Source organism: Noviherbaspirillum pedocola (assembly GCF_016632335.1).
Classification (GTDB): Bacteria; Pseudomonadota; Gammaproteobacteria; order Burkholderiales; family Burkholderiaceae_D; genus Noviherbaspirillum_A; species Noviherbaspirillum_A pedocola.
This window is the reverse complement of the sequence record NZ_JAEPBG010000001.1, coordinates 230637-255784: the sequence shown is the minus strand read 5'-3', so window position 1 is coordinate 255784 and position 25148 is coordinate 230637. Positions and strand designations below refer to the sequence as shown.

At 63.0% G+C, this 25148-nt stretch carries 21 protein-coding genes; 10 read left to right on the top strand and 11 right to left on the bottom strand.

The window, feature by feature from the left end; all coding sequences use genetic code 11:
* Positions 1 to 4: 4 nt before the first annotated feature.
* Positions 5 to 424 carry an STAS domain-containing protein gene (locus JJB74_RS01145; protein WP_200589844.1) on the bottom strand — a complete coding sequence of 140 codons (420 nt, stop codon included), beginning with the start codon at positions 422 to 424 and terminating at the stop codon, positions 5 to 7.
* Between the two features lie 66 nt (positions 425 to 490).
* On the opposite strand from JJB74_RS01145, the gene sctD reads away from it, so the two are divergent.
* The 3 genes from sctD to JJB74_RS01130 are packed head-to-tail and all read left to right on the top strand — an operon-like array spanning position 491 to position 2427.
* Complete coding sequence (gene sctD / locus JJB74_RS01140) at positions 491 to 1900, top strand: type III secretion system inner membrane ring subunit SctD (RefSeq protein WP_200589842.1); 1410 nt, start codon at positions 491 to 493, stop codon at positions 1898 to 1900.
* Positions 1900 to 2154, top strand: a complete 255-nt coding sequence (locus JJB74_RS01135; RefSeq protein ID WP_200589839.1) for a hypothetical protein — start codon at positions 1900 to 1902, stop codon at positions 2152 to 2154. The genes sctD and JJB74_RS01135 overlap by 1 nt, the downstream gene beginning before the upstream one ends.
* Before the next feature lie 27 nt (positions 2155 to 2181).
* Positions 2182 to 2427 carry a hypothetical protein gene (locus JJB74_RS01130; RefSeq protein WP_200589837.1) on the top strand — a complete coding sequence of 82 codons (246 nt, stop codon included), beginning with the start codon at positions 2182 to 2184 and terminating at the stop codon, positions 2425 to 2427.
* A gap of 21 nt (positions 2428 to 2448) precedes the next feature.
* On the opposite strand, the gene JJB74_RS01125 is transcribed toward JJB74_RS01130, so the two are convergent.
* The 3 genes from JJB74_RS01125 to pobA all read right to left on the bottom strand — a co-directional run bounded on the left by JJB74_RS01125 (position 2449) and on the right by pobA (position 6877).
* Positions 2449 to 4224: a tetratricopeptide repeat protein gene (locus JJB74_RS01125; protein WP_200589835.1), complete on the bottom strand. Its 1776-nt coding sequence runs from the start codon at positions 4222 to 4224 to the stop codon at positions 2449 to 2451.
* A 169-nt stretch (positions 4225 to 4393) separates the two neighbouring features.
* On the bottom strand, positions 4394 to 5551 hold the full coding sequence (locus JJB74_RS01120) for an ABC transporter substrate-binding protein (protein WP_234483803.1): 1158 nt from the start codon (positions 5549 to 5551) through the stop codon (positions 4394 to 4396).
* 144 nt (positions 5552 to 5695) lie between these two features.
* Positions 5696 to 6877, bottom strand: coding sequence for a 4-hydroxybenzoate 3-monooxygenase (gene pobA / locus JJB74_RS01115; protein WP_200589830.1), 1182 nt, complete (start codon positions 6875 to 6877; stop codon positions 5696 to 5698).
* A 169-nt stretch (positions 6878 to 7046) separates the two neighbouring features.
* Here pobA and JJB74_RS01110 point away from each other — a divergent pair, with 169 nt between their 5' ends.
* From JJB74_RS01110 to JJB74_RS01100, 3 genes are all read left to right on the top strand, one after another.
* Entirely contained in the window at positions 7047 to 7946 is a 900-nt protein-coding gene (locus JJB74_RS01110; protein WP_200589828.1) for a helix-turn-helix domain-containing protein, read from the top strand.
* A gap of 194 nt (positions 7947 to 8140) precedes the next feature.
* Entirely contained in the window at positions 8141 to 9376 is a 1236-nt protein-coding gene (locus JJB74_RS33860; protein ID WP_200589827.1) for a beta-ketoacyl-[acyl-carrier-protein] synthase family protein, read from the top strand.
* Positions 9377 to 9411: 35 nt separating this feature from the next.
* Positions 9412 to 10311, top strand: coding sequence for a crotonase/enoyl-CoA hydratase family protein (locus JJB74_RS01100; protein WP_200589825.1), 900 nt, complete (start codon positions 9412 to 9414; stop codon positions 10309 to 10311).
* On the opposite strand, the gene JJB74_RS01095 is transcribed toward JJB74_RS01100, so the two are convergent.
* Positions 10267 to 12423 carry an ATP-binding protein gene (locus tag JJB74_RS01095; protein WP_200589823.1) on the bottom strand — a complete coding sequence of 719 codons (2157 nt, stop codon included), beginning with the start codon at positions 12421 to 12423 and terminating at the stop codon, positions 10267 to 10269. The genes JJB74_RS01100 and JJB74_RS01095 overlap by 45 nt on opposite strands.
* A 242-nt stretch (positions 12424 to 12665) precedes the next feature.
* Between JJB74_RS01095 and JJB74_RS01090 the strand changes: the two genes are divergently transcribed.
* The 3 genes from JJB74_RS01090 (at position 12666) to JJB74_RS01080 (ending at position 16006) form a co-directional block, all read left to right on the top strand.
* On the top strand, positions 12666 to 12914 hold the full coding sequence (locus JJB74_RS01090; RefSeq protein ID WP_200589821.1) for an acyl carrier protein: 249 nt from the start codon (positions 12666 to 12668) through the stop codon (positions 12912 to 12914).
* A 244-nt stretch (positions 12915 to 13158) separates the two neighbouring features.
* On the top strand, positions 13159 to 13743 hold the full coding sequence (locus tag JJB74_RS01085; protein WP_200589819.1) for an NADPH-dependent FMN reductase: 585 nt from the start codon (positions 13159 to 13161) through the stop codon (positions 13741 to 13743).
* A gap of 142 nt (positions 13744 to 13885) precedes the next feature.
* Positions 13886 to 16006: a hypothetical protein gene (locus JJB74_RS01080; RefSeq protein WP_200589817.1), complete on the top strand. Its 2121-nt coding sequence runs from the start codon at positions 13886 to 13888 to the stop codon at positions 16004 to 16006.
* A 43-nt stretch (positions 16007 to 16049) separates the two neighbouring features.
* Here the strand turns inward: JJB74_RS01080 and JJB74_RS01075 are convergent, their stop codons facing one another.
* The 6 genes from JJB74_RS01075 to JJB74_RS01050 all read right to left on the bottom strand — a co-directional run bounded on the left by JJB74_RS01075 (position 16050) and on the right by JJB74_RS01050 (position 22227).
* Positions 16050 to 17792 (bottom strand): glutamine--tRNA ligase/YqeY domain fusion protein, encoded by a 1743-nt coding sequence (locus JJB74_RS01075; protein WP_200589815.1) that lies wholly within the window; start codon positions 17790 to 17792, stop codon positions 16050 to 16052.
* A gap of 65 nt (positions 17793 to 17857) precedes the next feature.
* Complete coding sequence (locus tag JJB74_RS01070) at positions 17858 to 18340, bottom strand: DUF1499 domain-containing protein (RefSeq protein ID WP_200589813.1); 483 nt, start codon at positions 18338 to 18340, stop codon at positions 17858 to 17860.
* Positions 18341 to 18519: 179 nt separating this feature from the next.
* Positions 18520 to 19311 carry a LytR/AlgR family response regulator transcription factor gene (locus JJB74_RS01065; RefSeq protein WP_200589812.1) on the bottom strand — a complete coding sequence of 264 codons (792 nt, stop codon included), beginning with the start codon at positions 19309 to 19311 and terminating at the stop codon, positions 18520 to 18522.
* Entirely contained in the window at positions 19308 to 20381 is a 1074-nt protein-coding gene (locus tag JJB74_RS01060) for a sensor histidine kinase (RefSeq protein WP_325170071.1), read from the bottom strand. Before JJB74_RS01060 ends, JJB74_RS01065 begins: the two co-directional genes overlap by 4 nt.
* A gap of 4 nt (positions 20382 to 20385) precedes the next feature.
* The gene (locus JJB74_RS01055) at positions 20386 to 20766 is read right to left on the bottom strand and encodes a DUF2306 domain-containing protein (RefSeq protein ID WP_200589808.1); all 381 of its coding nucleotides are present in this window, start codon (positions 20764 to 20766) and stop codon (positions 20386 to 20388) included.
* Between the two features lie 222 nt (positions 20767 to 20988).
* Complete coding sequence (locus JJB74_RS01050) at positions 20989 to 22227, bottom strand: CaiB/BaiF CoA transferase family protein (protein ID WP_200589807.1); 1239 nt, start codon at positions 22225 to 22227, stop codon at positions 20989 to 20991.
* Positions 22228 to 22445: 218 nt separating this feature from the next.
* Between JJB74_RS01050 and alaS the strand changes: the two genes are divergently transcribed.
* Positions 22446 to 25070, top strand: a complete 2625-nt coding sequence (gene alaS, locus JJB74_RS01045) for an alanine--tRNA ligase (protein WP_200589804.1) — start codon at positions 22446 to 22448, stop codon at positions 25068 to 25070.
* Positions 25071 to 25148: the final 78 nt, after the last annotated feature.

The window sequence follows — 25148 nt, the reverse complement described above, 5'->3', positions numbered from 1 at the left end:
CGAATCACTCATCATCGAAGATAGGATCCTCTTCGTCCTCGTCCTCGTCTTCGTCTTCGTCGTCAGCCGAAGTGGTTGGGTAATGCGGACGCAGGCCGTGGGCGTAGCTCTCAGCTTCGGCAGCGGTATCAAACTGAAGCAGAATGCGGCCGAGGCCGGAAGCCTCCATGATTTCCTGCGATTGTCCATGCAAGCTGGCAAGCAGCAGATGTCCATCGGAGTTCTTCATCATCGTGGCGATATCAAGGATGGCTTTGAGTCCCGCTGCAGCGATGTATGGTGCGTTGTGAAGATCGAGGATGATATCCCGGCAACCGTCGTCAAGTGCCAGACGTACCTGTTCAATCAAGTCGATTGCGCTGGCGCCGTCGATAGAGGTATCCGGGGTCAGAAACAGAAACTGATGTCTTATTTCGCTTTGCATGGCATGTCCAATTGAAGGTCACCGGGCAAGCATTGTAACTACTGGTATACGTTTTTGGAGTTTGAATTGTCCGCATTGTTCGAAGCCGAAGCCCTCGAGTCTGATCATGTCGATTCAGTCGAATTGCGTGTGCTCGCCGGGGAGCAGGCTGGCGCACGAGTGGTCCTTGCACCAGGCGAGTATTTCCTGGGAAGCGGGGATGAGTGCAGCCTGGTGTTGCGTGGCCGCGGGATCGTCGAAACGCATGGACTGCTGCGCTTTGACGGCAGTAACGCAGACATCGAACCGCTCAACGGCGTGATATGTAACGTGCAAGGCGATGAAATAACCGGCGCTCATACGATGGGGCGCGGCGTTCCATTTGAAATTGGTGACGTGTGGATTGCGGTGGATAGTGAAGATGCGCCTTGGCCTGATACGGCTTCGGATTTTCGTCAGTCGACCGCTGCTGCGGAGGTAGGCGAAACATTGGGCGCCGCGACCTCGGATATTGGCGACGCTCTAGCGGCACCTGAAGCGAGTGGAACAAGCGATGCAAGCGATAACGCGATTTACAGTCAGGCATCGTCGTCAAAGCGCTTGGCAGCGGCATTTACTGGCGTTGTTTTCCTGATGCTGTTAGCCATAGCGGTTTGGACATGGTGGTCCACGCATGGCGAGCCCAGTCGTGAAGCGCAGCGAATCGAACCAGCGGTCGAGCAGCCGCAACAGGCGCCCGACGAATTGCAGCGCATTGTCGCTAACCTGCGACAAACAGCTGATCTCAAGCTGAAGCGCGTGGGGAAACAATGGGTGGTAAGCGGTTACCTGTCGGATGCTGAGAGCAAGCGAACGCTGCTGGAGCAGTTGGCAAACCTTGGGAATGAGAACGTCAAAGCAGAAGTTTGGGCAGACGCGGAGCTGCTCGAAGCAGCGAAGCATGTAATCGCTGCGAAAGCCGTGCCTGGCGAAGCGGGTCTTCGGGTCGATAAAGTTGTCGCTGGCGTGGCTACGCTTACCGGTGCCGTAGCAAGCGAAGCGAGTTTGGAAGAAGCGAAGAAAGCCGTAATCGATGGCGTACCAGGTGTCGTAAGCGTCGTTTCGAACGCGCTGCGGCCTGGCGAGTTGCTGCAGAAGTTGAAGGAGCGTATCGCCACGGCTGGACTTGCAAGCAGACTCGTGATCATGAGCGATGCGCCGGAAGTCAAACTGACTGGACGACTGTACCCGGAAGAAATCGCCAAATGGGAAAGCCTTTTCGTGGAATTCAGTCGCGACTATGGCGATGTATTGCCGATACGGGCCACGGTGACTCGCGTGATTCCGAAGCCGCCGGTCGGCGTGCAGACCATCATTGGGGGCTCGGTGCCTTACATCGTCACCGACAGCGGCCAGTTCGTGAATCAGGGCGGTGATGTGCAAGGGCATACCCTGACCTCGATTCGCGATGGCGAAGTGGTATTCGAAGGCAGCAAGCGGGTAAGACTGGCGAGGTGATGATGGCGAACGAAGAAATACAGATGGATCTGCTAGATGCCTTGCGCGCGGACGCCGACGGTGAACTCGTGCGCAAGCTGCTCATTCAATTGCGGGAGATCGAGCAGCGCCTGCAACGCAGGTCGCGGCAGTTGAATGATCGTGACACCTATTTGAAGCTGAAGGCCGCCAGTCAGGCGGTCGCTTCAGCACTGAATGTACTGGAGCCTCTTGCCGATCCGCGTCGGCGCGATGTCTCCGGATCATTACTTTGATAAATTTCATCATGAACGGAGGACAACATGGCTGATCTCAATCTTGGATACTTGGGAGATTTCGCAGCTAAGGCGCTTGGGAATGCACAAACTACCCTGACGGAGCAGCTCGAAAAGCTTTCCTCAAGTGGCAGCGGCAGCGGCCTGGATATCTTGGCAATGTCAAAGGTCCAGATCCAAATCTCTGCTTTCTCGCTGATCGGGCAGCTTATCAGCGCGGTGACGAAGGATGTGTCAGATACGATGAAGGGTGCAGTGCGCAATATCAACTGAGCATCGTATCCGCTGTCGGATTCAGGCTTGTTGTCTTTCCGACAGCGCTCGCAGCACATCAATGACCACAGAGGTCCAATCAGCGCGCGCCTTCTGCCGAAACAGCCGCATGCTTTGATACCAGGGGCTGTACGCGATGTCGTGCATCCAGCGCCATTCAGCCACCCAGTCGAGCAGGAGCCAGGTCTCCTTGCCGAGGCTTGCGGACAAATGCGCGATCGATGTATCGACGCTGATCACCAGATCCATGTTTTGCACCAGCCCTGCGGTGTCGGCAAAACTGCCGGCATTGATGTGCGGTCGCTGGATTTCCTCCGGATGCAGCTGCTGAAATTTCTCATCCTCAGGACCAAGCGCCGGCTGCAGCAGGAACAAGTCTGCGTATTTGGCCATCGGCAGAAAATGGCGCAAGGGTATTGAGCGGATCGAGTTGCGGGAATGGCCGACAAAGCCGGAACATGCAATGCCAACGCGCAGTGCATGCCGCGCCGGTGGAAGCTTTGCCAACCAACGCTGCACTGCTTCAGCCGGAGCATGCAGATAACCGGCAGCATGAGGAACCGTATCGCAGTCTATAGCGATAGCGATAGCCTGCGGCAGGCTGGCTACCGATATCTGGAAATCGCAAGGCGGTAAAGGGGCGTTCAGTGCAATCACCTGGCAGCCCGGCATGCTGGCGCAAAGCTCGACCAGAGGCGACTTCACTTCCAGGACAACTTCCGCGCCCAGTGCGAGCACGTCGAGCGCGAAACGGCAGTACTGGATGACATCGCCATGTCCCTGTTCGCTCCAGACCACAATGCGCTTGCCGGCCAGGCTTTGGTCGCCGGTCCAGCGCGGGAGATGCTGATGGCGTCGCAGCAGCGGCAGCATGTTCACAAGCCGGCGCTCAATCTCGCGCCAACCTTCCCGATAGTTCCCAAAGCTGGTCATCAGCCAGCCGCGCTTGACGGCGGCATCATGGCATTCCGGGTCCAATCGAAGCGCTTCCTCATAGCACTGCCGCGCTTCATCGAAACGTTTCAGCTCGTACAGCGCATCCCCCTGGCTGCACAAGCTTTGCGTGTCAGGCGGCGCCAGCTCATGTGCGCGCGCAATGGACAACAGCGCTTCCTCGGGTCGGTTGCAGCGGGTCAGCGTTATCCCGCGGTTCAGCCAGAGCGGCGCGGAAAGCGGCTCCAGCGCCAGGGCAAGCCCATGCTCATGCATCGCTTCGCCGTAACGCGCGAGGTCGGTAAGAACCGATGCGCGGCCGCTGCGGTAGACAGCGTTGTGAGGGGCGAGAAGAATGGCGCGGTCATGGCAGAGCAGCGCATCTTCCAGGGCACGGTAGCGCTGCATTAAAGTGGCTTTCCCGGCCCAACCGATAGCAGCATCCGGATCCGCTTCGATCGCGAGGTTGAAAAAGGCCAGAGCTTCGGCATGCTGTCCTATTCGCAGCAGCAGTATGCCGCAGTCGCAGAAACGCTCGGTACTGCGGTGTCCGGCGCATAGGAGGCGGTCGTTCAGCAGCAGCGCTTCCCGACAATGCCCGGCACGGCCCAAGGCTCTGGCCAGATTGCTGGCGATTTCGATATCTTCAGGGCGCAACTGGTGTGCTTCTTCGAGCAGCGGCAAGGCCTCATCAATGCGCTCGACAACTCCCAGGGCCAAGCCACGAATGTGCAAGGCATCGGCATAACCGGGATCCTCAGGCGCAAACAGGCACAGGAGAGATTCCACGTCTTCCGGCGCACCGGATAACAGCATCTGCCGGGCTTCGGCGAGGAGATCATCTGCGGCTACGCGTGCGCTCATATGGTCTTTTCCTTGGAAGAAGCTTCGGCACGCTGCGCGGCCGAAGAGTGAAGTGAAGGGGCATTGCTCTGTGACAAAGGTTGCAACGCAGTTCCAGCAAACTGCGTTGTTATCCGCACAAAAGAAAAACGCCGCCCAAGGCGGCGTTTTTCACGACGAGCAAGCGCGCTTACTTCCCCGGATCCTTCACATTCTCGAACTTGTCGAACTCGATGTTATAAAGCTCGCCGTTCTTTTTCTCCACCTTGCGGATATAGACGTTCTCCACCGCGTCGCGCGTCTGCGGATCGATCATCAGCGGACCGCGCGGGCTGTTGATCTTCATGCCCTTCAGGATCGCCATCGAAGCATCGCCATCGATCTTGCCGTTCTGCTTCTTCGCCATTTCATAGATCGCGGCCATGCCGTCATAGGCAGCTACAGCCATGAAGTTCGGCCGGCCGGCGCCTGGGTTGGCATCGGCGAAGGCCTTCAGGAAAGCCTTGTTTTCCGGCGAATCGTGGGCGGCGGAATAGTGGAACGAGGTGATCACGCCCAGCGTCGCATCACCCATGGCTGGCAGCACATGGTCGTCGGTCAGGTCGCCGGTGGCGATGACCTTGATGCCGGCTTCGGCCAGGCCGCGCTCGCGGTAGCCCTTCATGAAGGCCACGCCCTGTTCGCCGGCCGGCACGAAGATGAATACTCCTTCCGGTTTCGCATCCTTGATGCGCTGGATGAAAGGAGCAAACTCCGGATTGCGCAGCGGCACCCGCACCGATTCCAGCACCTGGCCGCCGGCATCGGTAAAACTCTTTTTGAACGCTGTTTCAGCATCGATGCCCGGACCGTAGTCGGCCACCAGGGTGACGGCGCGCTTGATGCCATTCTTCGCGGCCCAGGTGCCCATCGGGGCGGATACCTGCGGCAGCGTCATCGAAACGCGCGCGATGTAATTCGATTTCGTGGTGATGATGGAAGTGGCCGCATTCATGATGATCATCGGCTTCTTCGCCTGCTCGGCGATTGGCGCCACCGCCAGCGCTTCCGGCGTCAGACCGAAGCCGGCGAGCACATCGACCTTGTCGCGCACCACCAGTTCCTGCGCCAGGCGCTTGGCGATCTCGGGCGAAGGGCCGGTGGTGTCCTTGGTGATGATCTCGATCTTCTTGCCGGCGACGGTGTCGCCATGCTCCTTCATGTAGGCCTTGATGCCGCCTTCCATCATCTTGCCGTAGTCGGCGAAGGGGCCCGAGAACGCGGCGATCAAGCCGACCTTGATGGTTTCCTGCGCCTGCGCGCCGAGCGCGGACAAACACAGGCCGACGGCGGCCAGCGACCGCAGCATGCTGCTGAACTTCATTGGGAAGGTCTCCTGTTGGTTATGGAATTTGTTACGAAAGCGGGGGCTCAAGCATAGCCCAAAGACAACCCTTCCGGAAGCGCGACGAGCGCTCTGCGCTCACGCCCGCTCGCGTCCATCCCGTCGGGTTCAGTCGATCCGCTCGTAGGGCAGGCCGACATAGTTCTCGGCGATCGTGGTGCGGCCGGCGACCGAGCCGGTGTAGTAGTCGAGCTCGGCCAGTTGCATGCGCTGGTTGAACGCATCGTCGGAAAACTTGTGCAGCATCGAGGTCATCCACCAGGAAAAGCGCTCGGCCTTCCAGATGCGGCGCAGGCAGATTTCCGAGTACTTCGCCACCAGGTCTGTGCGGCCGTCTTTCAGCGTCCTGGTCAGGATGTGGTATAGCGTGTAGACATCGCTGGCGGCGAGGTTCAGCCCCTTGGCGCCAGTCGGCGGCACGATGTGGGCGGCGTCGCCGACCAGGAACATGCGGCCGAACTGCATCGGCTCGGCCACGAAGCTGCGCAGCGGCGCGATGCTTTTCTCAATCGACGGCCCGGTCTCGAGCGCGGCCGCGGTATGCGCTGGCAGGCGCGACTTCAGCTCGTTCCAGAAGCGTTCATCCGACCAGTCCTCGACGCGGTCATCCAGGCTGCATTGCACGTAATAGCGCGACAGCGTGGCCGAACGCATGCTGCACAGCGCAAAGCCGCGCTCATGGTTTGCATAAATGAGCTCGTCGGACACCGGTTTCGTGCGCGACAGGATGCCGAGCCAGCCGAAGGGATAGACGCGCTCGAAGGTCTTGATCGCGTCAGCCGGCACCGATTTGCGCGACACGCCATGGAAGCCGTCGCAGCCGGCGATGTAGTCGCATTCGAGTTCGATGCGCTTGCCATCCTTGATGAAGGACACGCGCGGCCGGTCGCCATAGAAGTCGATCGGCGTGACTTCCTGCGCTTCGTAGATCGTGATGCCGCCGGTCGCTTCGCGCTGCGCCATCAGGTCGCGGGTCACTTCGGTCTGGCCGTAGACCATGACGGTCTTGCCGCCAGAAAGCGTCTTCAAGTCGATGCGTTCCTCGCGGCCGGCGAAGGACAGCGCGAAGCCGTCATGCACCTGGCCCTCGCGGTCCATGCGCTCGGCCGCCTTCGCTTCGCGCAGCAGGTCGACCATGCCCTGTTCCAGCACGCCGGCGCGGATGCGCGAGAGCACATACTCCGGAGATTTTGCTTCGAGGATGACGGTATCGATGCCCTGCAGATGCAGCAATTGGCCGAGCAGAAGGCCGGACGGACCGGCGCCGATGATGGCTACCTGGGTTTTCATGGAGGTCTCCTGAAGAATATGTTCTATATGCCGCGCACGCGGCTTTTCATCGCGCCATCTTGCTCCTCTGCTGCACGCGACGGAATGCAAAATTCTCATTAAAATTTGCACTTTTCGATAATTCCTTCCGCAGCATGCCGGCGCTCGTCCGGCGCATCAGGGCCGTTCCATGACAGACAACGCATCCGTTCCGGTCTATAAGCTCTACGGTGAGCATCAGCAGTGGGCCACCCCGGACATGATCCATTGCGAAACCATCGCGGCGCGCAGCAAATTGCATAATTGGGAGATCAAGCCGCATCAGCATCATGGCCTGTTCCAGATTCTCTACCTGCGTGAAGGCAATGCGCGTCTGCGCATCGAGGAACGCGATCATCCGATGGCCGCCGGCCAGTTGCTGCTGGTGCCGCAGATGTGCGTGCATGGTTTCCAGTTCGCGCCCAATGCACAAGGGCATGTGATCACGCTGGCCTATCCGCTGGTGCGCCGCGCCGCCGGCGCTGCCGGCGAAGCGCTGCTGACGCTGCGCTCGCCGTATCTGCATCTGCTGGCCGCTGATGACGCCAGTGCATGGTTGCGGGGCCACTTCGCCGCGCTCGATCGCGAATACCGCGGCAATGCGTTGCACCGCGAGATCGTGCTTGAGTCGCTGCTGGGAGCGGCGCTGGCCTGGCTGGCGCGACACGCGATTCCGGTCGCGCCGAGCGCCACCCATGACAGCCGCGGCATGCGCCACTTTGCCGCGTTCTGCACGATGATCGAAGCGGAATACGCCAGCCACCATCCGATATCCGACTATGCCCGTCGCCTCGGCATTACCGCGGCGCATCTGAACGCGCTGTGCCGGCAGGCATCCGGCCAGTCGGCGCTGGATCTGATCCACGAGCGCATGCTGCTGGAAGCCAAGCGTCAGCTGGTCTATACCTCGATGACCGTCAGCACGGTTTCCTATTCGCTTGGCTTTGCCGATCCGGCGTATTTCACCCGCTTCTTCAAGCAGCGCATCGGCATGTCGCCCAAGCAGTTTCGCAATGGAGCGCAGCAAGCCTTCGGCGCGCGCACCGGGTGAAGCGTCGCCGAGATGCAACAGCCGTGTTGTCGTTTTTTATAGATTCCATCCAGCAATCAGCACGATGTTCACACAGCGACCGGCATGCGGTCGCCCACGCCTGGCGCCATTGACCCCTTCAGCGCGCTTGTCCAGACTCCCGAAGCGTATTCGTTCCAGCAACAGCAGCGACGACAAGGCCGACCGGAGGGAACGTGCGACATGGGCAAGCGGTTTTCATCACCGGCATCGGCATTGTTTCGCCGATTGGCAATGACGTGGCCAAGGTAGCGCAGTCATTGTTGACGCTGCGCTCCGGAATCCAACGCATCGATGCGCCACCGCTGGCGCGCAGCTATCCGGCCGGCGTGGTCGATATCGACGCTGATGCGCACTTCGATGCGCTCGAACTGCCTTATCTCGACCGTTGCCAGCAACTGGCGGTGCTCGCGGCACAGCAGGCAGTGACACAAGCCGGCATCACCGATTTCTCAGCCTGTGACGAACGCGCTGCGCTCTACTACGGCAATGTGGCCGGCGGCAGCGCCACGCGCGAACGATGCCACCAGCAGCTGCTGTGCGAAGGGCGTCAGTCGGCGGCGCCGTTCGCGGCAATGGCGATCATGGGCAATGCGGCGGCGGCCCAGCTATCGATACGGCATCGCATCCGCGGCCCGGTGCATACCTTCGGCAGCGCCTGCGCCGCATCGGCGGCGGCCATTGGTGAAGCGGCACGCGCCATCGCCGACGGGCATATCGATATTGCGCTTGCCGGCGGCGCCGAAGCGCCGCTGTGCGCCGGGACGTTTTTCGTTTTCGAAGGCGCCCGCGCGCTGGCTGCCTGTGATCGAAACGCTCCCGAGCGCAGCTGCCGTCCGTTCGCGGCCGACCGCAACGGGCTGGTGTTAGGCGAGGGCGCCGCTTTCCTGGTCCTGGAATCGTCCTCGCATGCAAACAAACGCGGCGCGTGGGAGCTGGCGCGCCTTGCCGGCTACGGCATCGCCGCCGATGCCTTCCATGTCGCCGCGCCCAGCGCCGAGGGCCAGGCGCGGGCGATGCGCGCGGCGCTACAGGACGCGGATTACTTAGCCGAAAGCATCGACTACCTCAATGCGCACGCCACCGGCACACCGGCCGGCGACGCGGTCGAAGCCGCGGCCATACGCAGCGTCTTCGGCGATGCGGTGCCGGTCAGTTCGACCAAGGCACTGCATGGACATCTGCTGGGCGCGGCCGGTGCGCTGGAATGCGCGATCACCGTTATCGCGCTACGGCATGCCATGTTGCCCGCTACTGCATTCCTGGCGCAGCCGGATCCGCGCTGCGCGCTGCGGCATCTGACCGGCGCGACGCAGACCGGACAACGGTTGCGGCGCGCGCTTAGCCTTTCCTGCGGCTTCGGCGGCACGAATGTCGCGCTTGCTGTTTGCATGGAGGACCCGCAACCATGAAGCCATCGATTCCGGAATCTCAACGAGAGAACGACATGAACGTACTGGACTTTGGAATGCCGCCACCGACGCGCACGGCATACGAGCACCTTGGGCTGCATTTCAGCGACACTCCGGCGGATACCTTGTGGATCACGATGAAGGAAGTCGCGGCGTCGCCGCAAGGTTTTACGCTGTCGCTGTTGCGCGAATTGCTGGAGCTGACGCACACGCTGAAGGCCGGGCAGGCGCACTGGCTGCATCCGGGAGGCATACGCCCGGTACGCTATGCGGTGCTGCGCTCGGCGCATCCTGACATATTCAGCCTGGGCGGCGACCTGGCGCGATTTCGCGACTGCATACGCCGCCGCGACCGAGTCGCTTTGCTGGAGTATTCCGATGCTTGCCTGCAGCTCACGCGCGAGTGGATGCCGGCTTCGCATCCGGATCTCGTCACCATCGCGCTGGTGCAGGGCAGGGCGCTCGGCGGCGGCTTCGAAACCGCGCTGGCGGCCGATTACCTGGTAGCCGAAGCGCACAGCAGCTTCGGCTTTCCGGAAATCCTGTTTGGCCTGTTTCCCTGTTCCGGCGCACTGCCGCTGCTCGCGCGCAGGCTGCCATTGCGCCAGGCCGAACGCATGCTGACCTCCGGACGCCTTTACACTGCAGCCGAACTGTTCGACATGGGTGTGATCGATGCCGTTTGCGAACGCGGCGCCGGCGTCGAGACGGTGCGCGCGCATATCGCCAACCACGCTCGGCGCCGCACCGCGCACTGCCTAGTGCATGACGAGCTCGAGCGCATGCAGCCTATCGATTTCGCGGACATGGCGCGGCTGGCGCAGAAATGGGTTGAGCTTGCGCTTGCGCTGTCGCCGGAAGACTTGCATGTCATGGATTTTCTCATCGCACTACAACGCGGCAAGTCCGGATGCTCCGCCCTGCCTGCCATATGAAGAAGCGCAGCATTCATGCAAGCCATGCAGCGTTTGCTGTACCAGCGCATCAAGCTCGCCGCAGAATGGCGCGGCATGGCGGTCCAGGTCTTGCGTATCCATCGCCAGCAGCCGCGCGCTGAGGCTGGCAAGTTCCGTTGCGCCGATGCTGGTGCAAATGCCCGAGAGAGCATGCGCATTGCTTTGCACCGCCGACGCATCGGCATGCTGCAAGCCGTGCCGAAGCGTCGCAGCCAGTCGTTCGATATCCGCCGCTGCCGTTGACAGCAGCGTCTGGAGGAAGCCTGGGTCGTCGGAAACGCTGCGCAGCTCGCGCAGCACCTCCGCATCGAGACAGGCTTGCGGCGCAAGCGTCATCACCGGCACCGCACCTGGCCGGCCCACGGGCACGGGCGCTGTGGCCACGGCCTGGCGCAGCGCCGCGGCGCTGATCGGCTTATGCAGGATGCCAGCCGCACCGCAGCCGGCCAGCCGCTCGGCGGCGGTGGCATCCGCGGTCAGGATATACACCGGCGCCGTATCCACGCGGCCGAAGCGGTAAAGCCGTTGCACCGTGACGCCGTCGATGTCTGCCATGTTCAGGTCGAGAATCACGACATCGAAATCCGACGCGGCCAGCGCATGCAACGCGTCATGGCCATTGCCCACCGTGTGCACAGCGTGGCCGTCGCGCTCCAGCGTTTCCTTGAGCAACAGCAGATTGGTCGCGTTATCGTCCGCCACCAGCACGCGCTTCGGCGTGACTGGCTCGACCCGGGGCGCCGGCACGGCTTTCTCCGCATCGGCGTCCTTGGGTGCATCCGACGCCACCGGCATCGATAGCGTGAATTCGAACAGGCTGCCCTGTCCGGGCGTGCTGGTCACATGCAGCACGCCGCCCATCAATCCGATGATGTTGCGCGCAATGCTCATGCCCAGCCCGGTGCCTCCGTATTTGCGCGTGATGCCGCAGGACGCCTGGAAAAACGGCTCGAAGATGCGCTGCTGCAGCTCCGGCGCGATGCCGATGCCGGTGTCGCGGCAGCTGAAATGCACCGGGCAGAGCGCGGCATCCGGCGCGACCCCGGACGCGGCGAGCGCAATGCGCATGCGCACTTCTCCGGTCTCGGTGAACTTGACCGCATTGCCGCCGATGTTGAGCAGCGCCCGTTTCAGGTAATGCGCATCGCCGATCAAGCGCGCCGGCAGGCGCGCATCCACATCGATGCACAGGGCGATGCCCTTGGTCAGCGCGTTCGGTCCGAGCGCGCAGCGCAGGTCCTCGGCCAGTTCGGTCAGCGGGAACGGCGTTGGCGACAACCTCAGCGCGCCGGCTTCCTGCCGGGCCGAATCGAGCAGTTCATCAATCTGCAGCATCAGGTCGCGCGACAGCGCCAGGATCGCATCGCAGCGTCGCCGCACATCGGCCTCGGCATGCTCCTCTTGCAGCAACTGCGCCGAAGCCATGATGCCGGTCAGCGGCGTGCGCAATTCATGGCTGACATTGGCCAGCAACTGGCTCTTGGCATGGCTTTCCGATTCGGCCAGGGCCTGTGCCGCGCGCAGCCGACCGATCAGCACGCGCGCATACAGCGGCACCACCGCCAGCAGCACCAGCACTGACAGGGGCGTCACCGGATGCAGATGCCAGGCCGGCGAAAACAGCGCCACGGCGCAGAATCCCGCCAGCGCTGTCAGCTGGCACAGGCGCATGGCTTCCGGGCCGATGCGAAAGCCGTAGCCGAGTATCGTGAACAGGTAAAAGCCGATGAAGACCCGGCCAGGCTCGCCGGTCAGCGCCAATCCGGCGGAAAGTATTAAGGGATCGATCACCGCGCCCAGGCGCACCAGCGTGGCGGCCGGCCAGCGCGCTCGGCGCGCCAGGCACAACATGGCGAAGTTGCAGGCGATGCTGGCGACAAACACTGTGGCGATGACCCAGGGCGGTATCGCCGGCGACGCCGGTCCCCACACCAGGATGCAGATCAGCATCAACAGCCATACCGGAATGCCGAGCTTGATGCGCAGCATCGCCTGGGCAAGCACGGCCGCCTGCAGCGCATCCTGCGCGTTTTCTGTGTCGGGCGCTCGCGCGGACATCGCATGCGGATCAGCTTGCAGTTCGAGTGGCATGGAATAGGTCAGGCATGTCGGCGGGCGCGGGCAGACAGCGGCCGCTTGTGCGAAGTGTGCATAGCCCGCATCATTGTTAATTGCTTCTAATTCTTGAAGCGATCCGCGCGGCCTTTCCTAAGATGCCCCTTTCCACGTCGGACCGCGATTGCACAGCGCTTTCCCGTTTGCTGCAGCCGAGTCTTCCCCATACCCGTATCGGCCCGACATGCATCGATTCCATGCGCATCCCGGAGGCGTCCTTGTCAGACTCTGAAACCATCATCGCCGTATTGAAGACGCTGCTGCGCGAGCGTTATTGCATCGATGCCGCGCTCGAGTCCAGCTCCCGGCTCGAAAGCCTGGGCATCGATTCACTGCACATACTTGATCTGCTCCTCGATGTCGAAGCCGAACTGGGCATCGAGCTTGGCGGCCTGGCTTTGCCGCCGCATGCGACGCTGGGCCAGCTTGCCGATGCGATTGCCGGCGTGCACGACCGGTCCACCTGACCGAGCGCGCATGCCGCCATGTCGCGGCTCAGCGCGCAATGCGCAGTGCGCATCTTCCCAGCATCGCGCAGCAAAACTTTGCGCAGGCTCAGGCCTGGGCTTGCGATGTATCGAGGACCCTGGCTGTGGCGTGCGGCGCGTTCGTAAATCGCATGCTAATCTCGCTCACCGACCGCCGGCATGGACAAGCGCTATGCCGTCAAGCATCGCCAGCAACTTCCCACTTCACCCCACAGGAGCATTCATGAGTCAGACCTATGACATTGCCGTACTGGTCGGCAGCCTGCGCAAGGCATCGTTCAATCGCAAGGTGGCGCACGCGCTGATGGAGATGGCGCCGCCGTCGCTCAAGCTCGACATCGTCGAGATCGGCGATCTGCCGATCTACAACCAGGACCCCGACGACGAAGGCACGCCGCCGGCCGCATGGACCGCCTTCCGCGAGCGCGTCGGCCGCGCCGATGGCCTGATGTTCATCACGCCGGAATACAACCGCTCGGTGCCCTCGGTGCTGAAGAATGCGATCGACGTCGGCTCGCGGCCTTATGGCAAAAGCGCGTACGCCGGTGGTAAGCCTGGTGCGGTGATCAGCGTGTCGCCGGGCGCGATCGGCGGCTTCGGCGCGAATCACCACCTGCGCCAGTCGCTGGTGTTCCTCGATGTGCTGACGATGCAGCAGCCCGAGGCTTATCTCGGCGGTGTGGCGAAATGGTTCGACGACGCCGGCAAGCTGCAGGATGAATCGGCGCGCAAGTTCCTCCAGACGATCATCGACGCCTATGCCGCCTGGGTCGAACGCATTGCCGGCAGCCGCAAGCAGCAGGCCTGACCGCACCGCGCCTGCGCCTTCCCGAGAGCGCCGGCGCGGCGAGATTGTCGACATTCATCGCCATCTCGACGCGCGCCGAGGAACCTTGACGACACAGCCGGCACACAAACGCCGGTTTGTTAATTGTCAAGGAGAGAGGGAAATGGATGTTACACAAACGCCGCTCAGCGCGACCTACACGCTGGATGCGCAAGCCACACCGGCAGGCCTGTATCAATTTTTGAAATTGCAGCCCGGGACCGGCCACGTGACGATGGAATTCAGGCTGCCGCAAGGCATGGGCGGCCAGAAGATCCCGGTGGTGCGGGTCGTGTATGTCGGCGAGCGCGAAGTGCTCACCGATGATTCGCGCGCTGCGCTCGTAGGCAAGTTGCGCGAATGGAATGATGAGCTGATCGATAAACCGGGCGGTTCCGACGCAGCGAGGATTCTCAACAACCTCGTGGGCACCGGCAACGATCTGTCGCTGGACGTGCAGGAGCTCGCGCCCGCGCTCGCGCCGATGCGGGATGCCCACCATGCGGCGCATCCCAATTCCTACGTGAAGGCATGGCGCGAAAACGAGCAGAAGGTAATGGAAGTCGTAGTGCCGAATGAGAAAGGCCGGGCCGCCGAGAAAATAGAGAAAGACCAGCTCGCCCTGCGTTTCACACTGAAGGTATTGTCCCGTTTTGCGGATGTCGACAGCATGGAAAACGATGGCTACGCCGTCCAGGAACAGGCATGGACGATCGGCCATGATCTCAGTCCGAGTGAGCACGTTCTGCTGCAGATCGCCCAGACATGCCTGACGAAGCCCAACGCATCGCTGGTAGGGATCATCAGTGGCGAATTGCTGTTGCTGCTCACGCTGTGTCGGCAGGCGCAAGGCAAAACACTGACGCAGTTCAAGAGCGACAACCAAATCAAGCAGACGGTCGCGCAACTCATGGATGCGATGAAGAAAGCGGGCAGTGCTCGCCCCGAGTTGCCGGATTCGCCTTATGCGCGATCGCTCCACGCGCGCTCGGGAGCAACCAGCCAGCCAATGATGGCGAACAGTGGCCCGCACAAGGGAAGCAAAACGCATCAGCGCCGCGGCAGCATGCCCTTGGTCCTTCTCACCAAAGACCCGAAGCTGACCGGTTCAACGAGGTCGGAAGCGAAAAATCCGGCGGACGACCGGGCAAGTACGGTCGTGCCCAAGAGCCCGCGCTCGTCCGGTTTGCCAGCATCCGCCGGTAGCCAGACCGTGAAGGGAAAGGCAAAGAACGACCGACCCAAGTTGCGCCGGATACGCACCGACACCGAGGATGGGCAGCCGGGCGGCGCGGCAGCCGCTGCGCCGTCCTCGTCGGTGCTCGTGATGCCGCGGCAGCCGTCGGATGCAACGACCATTTCGACCTCCAATACCGCCGAAAAAACCGAAAGGAGAAAACGCCGCCTCGACCGCAGCGACACCGCTTCCCAGGCGCGCCGCGACAAGGATGAGGACGACGCACCGCAGCCGCTCGGACGCGATTCGCACGAAAAAAAGTCTTCGGCAAAGAGCAGCCGCAGCGGCAAGGCCAGCAAGAGCGGCAAGAGCAGCAAGGCGTCGTCAAAGGAATCGTCGCCGGAGGACAGGGATAAACCCGCCAGGTCGAAGCCGCGCAAGACCCGGCGCGAGCATTCCGGCGACAGCGTACTGGTCACGCACCAGGCGGCGTCGTCGATGGCGTCGGTATTGACGACTTCGAGCACGAAATCCGCGAAGGTCGAAGCGGGTGAACGCGTGCCCAGATCCCGGCGCGCGCCCCGCATTTCGCAGCCCGAGCACATGGAGTTGCAGCAATTGTTCGCCAGCGACAAGTTCCGGCGGGCGCGCGAGGAGCTGGAGCAGCTGCCGAGCTACAAGCCTGTCCAGTCGGTGGTGTATGCCGCAAGGGAAGACGGTCCGCATTACACCGAATGGGGTGCATTCGCGAGCGACAACCAGGATAAGGTGACCGACGAGGTTTTCAATGCCACCTCCACGCTGCTTTCCTACCTCCACGAGCCGCCCGCCGACGTCAATGCGCTGAAGGACATGGTCAGGGGCGTTCTCAGGACCCTCAGGTTCGAGCGTGCAAAAATGCTGTTGGTTCTGAAGGCGCGGAACCTGCTGGATGCAGACGAGGCCGCGCTGGAAAAGTATGAAACGCTGCGCCAGACCCGCGACCTGCTTTCGCTTGTTCTGGAGATGGATAACACGCGGCGCATCCGCAATGGCCGGGAACCGCTTTTCGAGCGAAAGACGCAATAGGCCACAGCCTGGCGCGCCGCGCATGCGCCGCGCCATCCGCTGCTTATTTCCCCCAGCTGTCCTTCAGCGTGGCAATCCGGTTGAACACCGGCTTGCCCGGCTTGGAATCCACGCGGTCCGCGACGAAATAGCCATGGCGCTCGAACTGGAAACGGTCTTCCGGCAGCGCCGCTGCCAATCCCGGTTCCAGGTAGGCGCTCACCACGGTCTTCGCATCCGGATTCAGCGCCGCCTTGAAGTCGCGGCCGCCGGCATCCGGTTGCGGATCGGTGAACAGCCGGTCGTACAGCCGCACCTCGGCCTGCAGCGCATGCGCGGTGCTGACCCAGTGGATATTGCCCTTCACCTTGTAATTGGCCGAGCCCTCGGTGCCGCTCTTGCTGTCGGCGAAGTAGTTGCAGTGCACCGCGACCACGTTGCCGTTCGCATCCTTGTCGCAGCCGGTGCATTCGACCACGTAGCCGTAGCGCAGTCTGACCTTATTGCCGGGGAACAGCCGGAAGTAGCCCTTGCTCGGCGTCTCCATGAAGTCCTCGGCTTCGATCCACAACTCGCGGCTGATCGGGAAGTTGCGGTTGCCGCGCTCCGGATGATGCGGATGCACCGGCGCGCTGCATTCCACGGTCTCGCCTTCCGGGAAGTTGTCGATGATGAGCTTCAGCGGATTGAGCACCGCGGTCGCGCGCGGCGCCTTCGCATCCAGGTCGTCGCGCAGCGCGCCTTCGAGGATGCTCATGTCGATCCAGCTGTCGGCCTTGGAGACGCCGATGCGTTCGCAGAACAGTTGCAGCGATTCCGGCGTATAGCCGCGACGGCGGATGCCAACGATGGTCGGCATGCGCGGATCGTCCCAGCCGTCGACGATGCCTTCCTCGACCAGTTGCAGCAGCTTGCGCTTGCTGGTGATCGCATAGGTCAGGTTCAGCCGCGCGAATTCGTATTGATGCGGCAGCGGCCGCTGCAGGTAGCCGCCCTCGGCCAGGCGTTCCAGCACCCAGTCGTAGAACGGCCGGTGGTCCTGGAATTCCAGCGTGCACAGCGAATGGCTGATGTTTTCCAGCGCATCCGAGATCGGATGGGTGTAGTCGTACATCGGGTAGATGCACCATTCGTCGCCGGTGCGATGGTGATGCGCATGGCGGATGCGGTAGATCGCCGGGTCGCGCAGGTTCATGTTCGGCGACGCCATGTCGATCTTGGCGCGCAGGATGTGCTGGCCGTCGCGGAATTCTCCGGCCTTCATGCGCGAGAACAGGTCCAGCGACTCCTCGGCCGGCCGGTCGCGGTAGGGCGAGTTTTTGCCCGGCTCGGCGAAGCTGCCGCGATTGGCCGCCATTTCCTCGGCCGTCTGGCTGTCGACATAGGCGTGGCCGGCGCGGATCAGGTATTGCGCCATTTCGTAGAGCTTGGGGAAGTAGTCGCTGGCGTAGTACAGGTGCTCGCGGCCGTCGGACTGCCAGTCGAAGCCGAGCCAGCGCACGCTGTCGATGATGGTGTCGACGTATTCCTGTTCTTCCTTCTCGGGATTGGTGTCGTCGAAGCGCAGATGGCAGCGGCCGGCGAAGTCGCGCGCCAGGCCGAAGTTCAGGCAGATCGATTTGGCGTGGCCGATGTGCAGATAGCCGTTCGGCTCCGGCGGAAAGCGGGTGATGACCTGAGGCAGCGGCTGGCCCTGGGCATCGTGGCGGCCGGCGTAATGGCCGGAAGCCAGGTCGGACTCGATGATGCCGCGCACGAAATTCGATGCGGCGGGGTTGGCGTCGGTGCTCTTGGGTACGTTGCTCATGGGCGTGGGAAGGCATGCATGCTGGACAAGGGCAGCATTCTACCGTAGCGACCGGGGCGCGACGTTCAGCTCCCGAAACGCGCGCGTACGTCTTCCAGTCGCTTGCGATTCACGCCGAAATCCTTGCGGCCCAGGCGCGAAGCCGAGCGCATGTGAATGACATGGTCGCGTTCGTCGAGCAGGAATTCGGCATCGTCGACGAAGCGCAGCCAGGGCGTGCGGAATTCCGCGTACAGATAGCCTGGCGTGGCGTTAATGACAGTCGCGCCCGGCATGGCGCGCACGATGCCGGTGAGCCGGGCGAAGGCGGCCTTGCCATCGCCCTGGTAGGCGAGCGGCGCAATCACGTGGTAGTCGGTATGCGCATGCAGCCTGGCCTGACTCGACACCGAATTCCAGGAACGCGCCGCGGGTGGCTTCAACAGGCCGTCGCGCGCGCCGAGGTCGTCGGGGCGGCGGCCGGCGAGCAGGTCGAGGCGACCGGCCAGCAGGAGTAGCGCGGGCAGACCGATGGCGAGGGCGAGAAGGGTGGCTGGCAGGGGTTTCATGTTGGGTTGTCGTAATGGGTTGTCGAACCGGACGGCAGGGCCGTAGCTTGGACTGCAAGTCCAACGTCAAACGCTCGCGGTCCGCGCACGTTGGGGCTTCCTTCGTAGGTTGGGCTGACAAGCCCAACATCAAACGTCCACGGACCGCGGGCATGTTGGGCATCCTTCGTCAGCCCAACCTACATCTGCCGGAACAGGTGCGCATACACCCGGCTCACCGGCAGCGTTTCCCGGCGTCCTTTCAAGGCCAGGCGCAGCTTACCGGCTTCATCGCGCAGCGCCGTCGTCACCTGCGTGATATTGACTACCGTGCCGCGATGAATCTGCCAGAACCGTTGCGCATCGAGCCCGGGCAGCAAATCCTTCAAGGGCGTTCTGATCAGCGCCTCGCCCTCGGCGGTGACCACGTTCACATACTTGTCCGTCGCTTCGAAATACAGCACCTCGTCGACCGGGATCAGGCGCACTGTATTGCCGACCGCTGCGCGTATCATCGTCAGCCGCTCGGCCGGCGCGTTGCCCGCGGCAGGTGCTGCCAGTGCGCGCAATTGCGTCAGCACCGCGTCCAGCTCGCCGCCGCGCGGTTTTTCCAGCCGCTCGCGCAGCCGCGTCACGGTCTTGACCAGGCGCGCCTCGGACACCGGCTTTTGCACATAATCGACCGCAGCCTGCTCGAAAGCGGCAATCGCATATTCGTCATAGGCGGTCACGAATACCAGCAAGGGAAATGCCACGCCGTCCGGCCATTCCTCGGCCAGTTCCTGGGCTGCTTCCAGCCCGGTCTTGCCCGGCATGCGGATGTCGAGAAACAGCACGTCGGGCCGCAGCGCCAGCGCGTCGTCGACCGCCGCCACGCCGTTCGATGCGGTGGCCACGATCTGCAGCTCGGGCCAGACACGCTGCAAGGCCGCAGCCAGCATCGCGGCCAGCACCGGTTCATCTTCGGCAATCAAGGCACGGAAAGTGTTCATGGCGTCCTTATCCTGATTTCAGCGATGGCGCCGCAAGGCGCGTTGGGCAGAAGCGTGAAGTGGGCATGGTCGCCATACAGCGCGCGCAGCCGTTCGTTGATATTGGCCAGCGCCATGCCGCTGCCGTGCTGGGCCGGTGCATCCAGGCCCAGGCCGGTATCGACCACCGCCAAAACCAGCTCACTATGCTCGCGCGCGGCGCGGATATCGATGCGACCTCCCTCGATCTTCGGCTCGAGCCCATGGCGGATCGCGTTTTCCACCAGCGGCTGCAGCAGCATCGGCGCGATCGCCACGCCGCGCAACTCCGGCGGCAGATCGAGCGCGTAGGACAGACGGCTGCCCATGCGCACCGACATCAGCTCGAGGTAGGCGCGCAGCAGCGTGAATTCCTTCTCCAGCGTGGTCTGCGCCGCGCGGGCCGCATCGAGCGCGGCGCGCAGATACACGATCAATTGCTCCAGCAGATGCTGGGCGCGCGGCGGATCGATCGCAATCAGGCCCTGCAGATTGGCCAGCGTGTTGAACAGCATGTGCGGCTCGATCTGCGCCTGCAGCATTTGCAGCTGCGCCTGTGCCGCCAATCTTTCCTGGGCTGCGGCGCGTGCCTTTTCGGCCTCGGCTTCGGCTGCCAGCGTTGCCATGCGGCCGCGGCTGTAGAAGAACCAGGTAGTGGCGATGCCGGCCATCATTGTAAAAATCAGCAATTGCACCGGGTAGCCGTCGGAACCGGGCAAGGCATGGCGGTGTGGAATGCCAAGCAACGCGCTTGCCACGAGGCTGCCGAGAATTTGCGCGGCCGGCAGCGAAGCCAGGGTCAGCAGCATGAAGCCGGGCAATCTGGCGCGGCCAGTGTTCCAAAGCAGCAGCCGGCCGCCATCGATGAAGACCAGCGCCAGCGTGCCGATGCACAGCGAATACACCAGGTTCTCGCGGAAGTCGCCTCCCATCTTCAGGCCCCAGGTGATCAGTGCCGCGCACAGCACGTTGAACACCGTAACGACCACGAAATGCACGCTGAATTGACGCAGCGGCGGCTTGTCGTGTGCGCTTGGAAGCGGCGTATTCACGTCGTCAAACCAGATGCAGCGCATGCCACAGCAGGTAGCCGAGACGGCGGCTGGGCAGAAGCGTAAACACGGCCGCGAGTGCCAGACCGGTGTAGGAGCCGATCATCATGCGCTGATGCCGGACGATGTTGCGCCGGCGAATGTTGACGATGGCCATCGTCAACATGTAGAGCACCAGCAGCGACAGCAGATGGATCACGGTGAAATGCCCATGCGTGCGGATGAAGAAGGACGAGATCGCCGTGATGACCATCAGCGCGACCCAGACGCGGCCGGCAAGGCGATGCGGCGGCGTGCCGCGCCGCATGAACAGCACCACGCCGCCAAGCAGGAGGGCGCTCGACGCGGCGGCAAGGTGTATCAGCATGACAGGCGTGAAAACCATGATGTCGCTCCCGTGGTGTATGGCAGTGCGGCCATTCTCGGGAAGGACATCGGCGCGCTCCAGCGGGATGCGACGGAATGCAGGGACGGTGGAGTGAATCGCCAGTTTGGCGGATGAACGCGAGGGCGCAGACAACCCCGGTTCGTAGGGTGGGCGCAAGCCCAGGCGTTCCCGACAGCCGAGCAGACGCGTGGGCTCGCGCCCACCATACGAAGAATTGCCTCACACCAGCCCCCGCGCACGCAGCGCATCGATTTCCCCCTCTCCCATCCCGAGCAACTCGCCCAGCACTTCCACCGTATGCTGCCCCAGCGTCGGCGGCGGCATGTCATGGCGCGGCGGCGTGACCGACATCTTCATCGGGCTGGCCGGCAGATGCACTTCGCCGCCGCTCGGATGCGGCAGCACGACTTCCATGCCGCGCGCCTGCACCTGTTCATTGGCGAAGACTTCATCGAGCCGGTTGATCGGCCCGCACGGCACGCCGGCCGCTTCCAGCGCGTCGATCCATTCCTGCTTGCTGCGCGCAGCGACCATGTCGGCGAGGAGGGGAACGAGGATGTCGCGGTTGCGCACCCGCTCCGGGTTGGTCGAAAAGCGCGGATCATCGGCCAGCTCGGGCCGCCCGCCAGCGACGACGAACTTGCGGTACTGGCCGTCGTTGCCGACCGCAACGATGATGTGGCCGTCGGCCGCGGCAAATGTCTGGTAGGGCACGATGTTCGGATGCGCATTGCCCCAGCGCACCGGCGGCTTGCCGCTGGCAAGAAAATTGGTCGCCATATTGGCCATCATCGCCACCTGCACATCGAGCAGCGCCATGTCGATACGCTGGCCTTCGCCGCTGCGCTCGCGGTGGTTCAGCGCGGCGAGGATGGCGATGGTGGCGTACATGCCGGTCATCAGGTCCGAGATCGCCACGCCGGCCTTCTGCGGACCGCCGCCGGGCACGCCGTCGCGCTCGCCCGTCACCGACATGAAGCCGCCCATGCCCTGGACGATGAAATCGTAACCGGCGCGATGGGAATAGGGACCGTCCTGGCCGAAACCGGTCACGGAGCAATAGATCAGATCCGGCCGGATTGCGCGCAGCGAGTCGTAATCCAGGCCGTATTTCTTCAATTGCCCGACCTTGTAGTTCTCCAGCACCACGTCGCAGTGCGGCAGCAGGCGGCGGATGATGTCCTGGCCTTCGGGGCTGGCGATGTCCAGCGTGATCGAGCGCTTGTTGCGGTTGGCGGCGAGGTAGTAGGCGGCCTCAAGGGTATCCGCGCCGGCGGCGTCCTTCAGGTAGGGCGGTCCCCAGGAGCGGGTATCGTCGCCGGTGCCGGGCCGTTCGACCTTGATCACATCGGCGCCGAGGTCGGCCAGGTTCTGCGCGCACCAGGGGCCGGCGAGCACCCGGCTCAGGTCGAGCACCCGGATATGGCCGAGCGCGGTCTTGGCGGGGGAGGGCGTCATCGGGTTGGTCTCCTGTGGAATTGTTGAATGGGCAGCAGTGTAGGCGAACCGGGGCGGAGATGGGGCGATTAAATCGGAGGAACCGGGAGGATTAAGGACGGCATTAAAGAGGGTCTTTACGGCAACGGTTCAGTGGCGAATTCCGTGCATTCATTCCCGTGCATTCATTCCCGTATAATCGACCGTTTGCAAAATCCGCCGCCATTACGACCCCGATCATGAAATCGTCCGAGATACGCGCCAAGTTCCTGAAGTTCTTCGAATCCAAGGGCCATACCGTCGTCCGTTCCTCCAGCCTGGTGCCGGGCAATGACCCGACACTGTTGTTCACCAATTCCGGCATGGTGCAGTTCAAGGATGTATTCCTCGGCACCGACAAGCGCAATTACGTGCGCGCTGCTTCGGTGCAACGCTGCCTGCGCGCAGGCGGCAAGCACAACGACCTGGAAAACGTCGGCTACACCGCGCGCCACCACACCTTCTTCGAAATGCTGGGCAACTGGTCCTTCGGCGACTATTTCAAGCGCGATGCGCTGGTCTGGGCCTGGGAACTGCTGACCAATGTCTACCAGCTGCCGCCGGAAAAGCTCTGGGCCACCGTGTACCAGACCGACGACGAAGCCTATGACATCTGGGTCAATGTGATCGGCCTGCCGCCCGAGCGCGTGGTGCGCATCGGCGACAACAAGGGCGCGCCGTATGCCTCCGACAATTTCTGGCAGATGGCCGACACCGGCCCCTGCGGCCCGTGCTCGGAAATCTTCTACGACCACGGCCCCGACGTCTGGGGCGGCCCTCCGGGCAGCCCGGAGCAGGACGGCGACCGCTACATCGAGATCTGGAACAACGTGTTCATGCAGTTCGACCGCCAGATCGATGCCACCACCGGCGAAGCGACATTGACGCCGCTGCCCGCGCCCTGCGTCGACACCGGCATGGGCCTGGAGCGCCTGGCCGCAGTGCTGCAGCACGTGCACAGCAATTACGAGATCGACCTGTTCCAGCGCCTGATCGCCGCCGCCGCGCGCGAGACCGGCGAGAAGGACATCGAGAACAGCTCGCTGCGCGTGATCGCCGACCATATCCGCGCCTGCGCATTCCTGATCGTCGACGGCGTGATCCCGGGCAGCGAAGGCCGCAGCTATGTCCTGCGCCGCATCATCCGCCGCGCGCTGCGCCACGGCTACAAGCTGGGCCAGACCCAGCCGTTCTTCTACAAGCTGGTGCCGGACCTGGTGGCCGAGATGGGTGCAGCCTATCCGGAGCTGCCGGCTGCGGCCGAGCGCGTGCAGCAGGTCCTGAAGCATGAGGAAGAGCGCTTCGGCGAAACCCTGGAAAAGGGCATGAAGATCCTCGACGCCGCTTTGGCGAAGGACCCGGCGCGCCTGGATGGCAAGACCGCATTCACGCTGTACGACACCTATGGCTTCCCGCTGGATTTGACCGCCGACATCTGCCGCGAGCGCGATGTGATTCTCGACGAGGAAGGCTTCCAGGCGGCGATGGAACGCCAGAAGTCCACTGCGCGCGCTGCAGGCAAGTTTGAGATGACTGCCACCGTCGAATACAGCGGCGCGAAAACCAGGTTCATGGGCTATGACGCGCTGGAGCTGCAGGCCGAAGTGCTGGCGCTGTATGTGAACGGCCTGCCGGTGGACAAGATCAACGCCGGCGACGACGCGATCGTGGTGCTGGATGCCACGCCCTTCTACGCCGAGTCCGGCGGCCAGGTCGGTGACATCGGCGTGCTGGAAGCCGAAGGCATCGAGTTCGAAGTGAAAGACACGCGCAAGCTGCAGCCCGATGTGCATGGCCATCACGGCGTTCTGAAATCCGGAACGATCGCGGTCGGCGATGTCCTGGAAGCGAAGGTGGATGCGCGCCATCGCGCCGACACCATGCGCAACCACTCGGCCACGCACCTGATGCACAAGGCGCTGCGCATGGTGCTGGGCGGCCATGTCGCGCAGAAGGGCTCGCTGGTCGATGCCGAAAAGACCCGCTTCGACTTCAGCCACAATGCGCCGCTGACCGCGGACGAGATCCGCCGCGTCGAAGCCATCGTCAACCACGAGATTCTGCTGAACGCCGCGACCGAAGCCGAGCATCTGCCGTATGACGAGGCGATCAATCGCGGCGCGATGGCGCTGTTTGGCGAGAAGTATGGCGACGAAGTGCGCGTGCTGGGCATCGGCTCCTCGCGCGAGCTGTGCGGCGGCACCCACGTCACCCGCACCGGCGACATCGGTCTGTTCAAGATCGTCTCGGAGGGCGGCGTGGCCGCAGGCATCCGCCGCGTCGAAGCTGTCACCGGCGAGAACGCGCTGGCGCTGGTGCAGAAGCTGGCCGGCACCGTCAACGAAGCGGCGTCGGCATTGAAGGCGCAGCCCGAAGAGCTGACCAGCCGCATCCACCAGGTGCAGGACCAGGTGCGCCAGCTCGAGCGCGAACTGAACAGCCTGAAGGCAAAGATGGCCGCGAGCCAGGGCGATGAACTGGTGAACCAGGCGGTGGACATCAACGGCATCAAGGTGCTGGCCGCAACGCTCAATGGCGCTGATGTCGCCGCGCTGCGCAGCACCGTCGACAAGCTCAAGGACAAGTTGAAGAGCGCCGCCATCGTGCTGGCCGCTGTCAACGACGGCAAGGTCAGCCTGATCGCCGGCGTGACCGCGGATGCGACCGCGAAGGTGAAGGCCGGCGAGCTGGTCAACTTTGTCGCGCAGCAGGTCGGCGGCAAGGGCGGCGGACGGCCCGACATGGCGCAGGCCGGCGGTACCGATGCATCGGGCTTGCCGAAGGCGCTGCAGGGCGTGGCGGACTGGGTGCGCGAGCGGGCGTAAGCCGTTCACATATCGATGCAGTGAAGACGGGCGACGCAAGTCGCCCGTTTTTTTTCGTCCATGCGGCCTCCACACGCT

Excerpts from the sequence above, each read along its gene's own strand:
- JJB74_RS01100 (WP_200589825.1), top strand. The coding sequence starts at position 9,412 with ATGAACGTACTGGACTTTGGAATGCCGCCACCGACGCGCACGGCATAC.
- JJB74_RS01075 (WP_200589815.1), bottom strand. The coding sequence starts at position 17,792 with ATGAGCAACGTACCCAAGAGCACCGACGCCAACCCCGCCGCATCGAAT.
- JJB74_RS01145 (WP_200589844.1), bottom strand. The coding sequence starts at position 424 with ATGCAAAGCGAAATAAGACATCAGTTTCTGTTTCTGACCCCGGATACC.
- JJB74_RS01110 (WP_200589828.1), top strand. The coding sequence starts at position 7,047 with ATGACAGACAACGCATCCGTTCCGGTCTATAAGCTCTACGGTGAGCAT.
- JJB74_RS01085 (WP_200589819.1), top strand. The coding sequence starts at position 13,159 with ATGAGTCAGACCTATGACATTGCCGTACTGGTCGGCAGCCTGCGCAAG.
- JJB74_RS01130 (WP_200589837.1), top strand. The coding sequence starts at position 2,182 with ATGGCTGATCTCAATCTTGGATACTTGGGAGATTTCGCAGCTAAGGCG.
- JJB74_RS01120 (WP_234483803.1), bottom strand. The coding sequence starts at position 5,551 with ATGCTGCGGTCGCTGGCCGCCGTCGGCCTGTGTTTGTCCGCGCTCGGC.
- JJB74_RS01065 (WP_200589812.1), bottom strand. The coding sequence starts at position 19,311 with ATGAACACTTTCCGTGCCTTGATTGCCGAAGATGAACCGGTGCTGGCC.
- JJB74_RS01095 (WP_200589823.1), bottom strand. The coding sequence starts at position 12,423 with ATGCCACTCGAACTGCAAGCTGATCCGCATGCGATGTCCGCGCGAGCG.
- JJB74_RS01080 (WP_200589817.1), top strand. The coding sequence starts at position 13,886 with ATGGATGTTACACAAACGCCGCTCAGCGCGACCTACACGCTGGATGCG.
- JJB74_RS01135 (WP_200589839.1), top strand. The coding sequence starts at position 1,900 with ATGATGGCGAACGAAGAAATACAGATGGATCTGCTAGATGCCTTGCGC.
- JJB74_RS01050 (WP_200589807.1), bottom strand. The coding sequence starts at position 22,227 with ATGACGCCCTCCCCCGCCAAGACCGCGCTCGGCCATATCCGGGTGCTC.
- alaS (WP_200589804.1), top strand. The coding sequence starts at position 22,446 with ATGAAATCGTCCGAGATACGCGCCAAGTTCCTGAAGTTCTTCGAATCC.
- JJB74_RS01070 (WP_200589813.1), bottom strand. The coding sequence starts at position 18,340 with ATGAAACCCCTGCCAGCCACCCTTCTCGCCCTCGCCATCGGTCTGCCC.
- JJB74_RS01055 (WP_200589808.1), bottom strand. The coding sequence starts at position 20,766 with ATGGTTTTCACGCCTGTCATGCTGATACACCTTGCCGCCGCGTCGAGC.
- JJB74_RS01125 (WP_200589835.1), bottom strand. The coding sequence starts at position 4,224 with ATGAGCGCACGCGTAGCCGCAGATGATCTCCTCGCCGAAGCCCGGCAG.
- pobA (WP_200589830.1), bottom strand. The coding sequence starts at position 6,877 with ATGAAAACCCAGGTAGCCATCATCGGCGCCGGTCCGTCCGGCCTTCTG.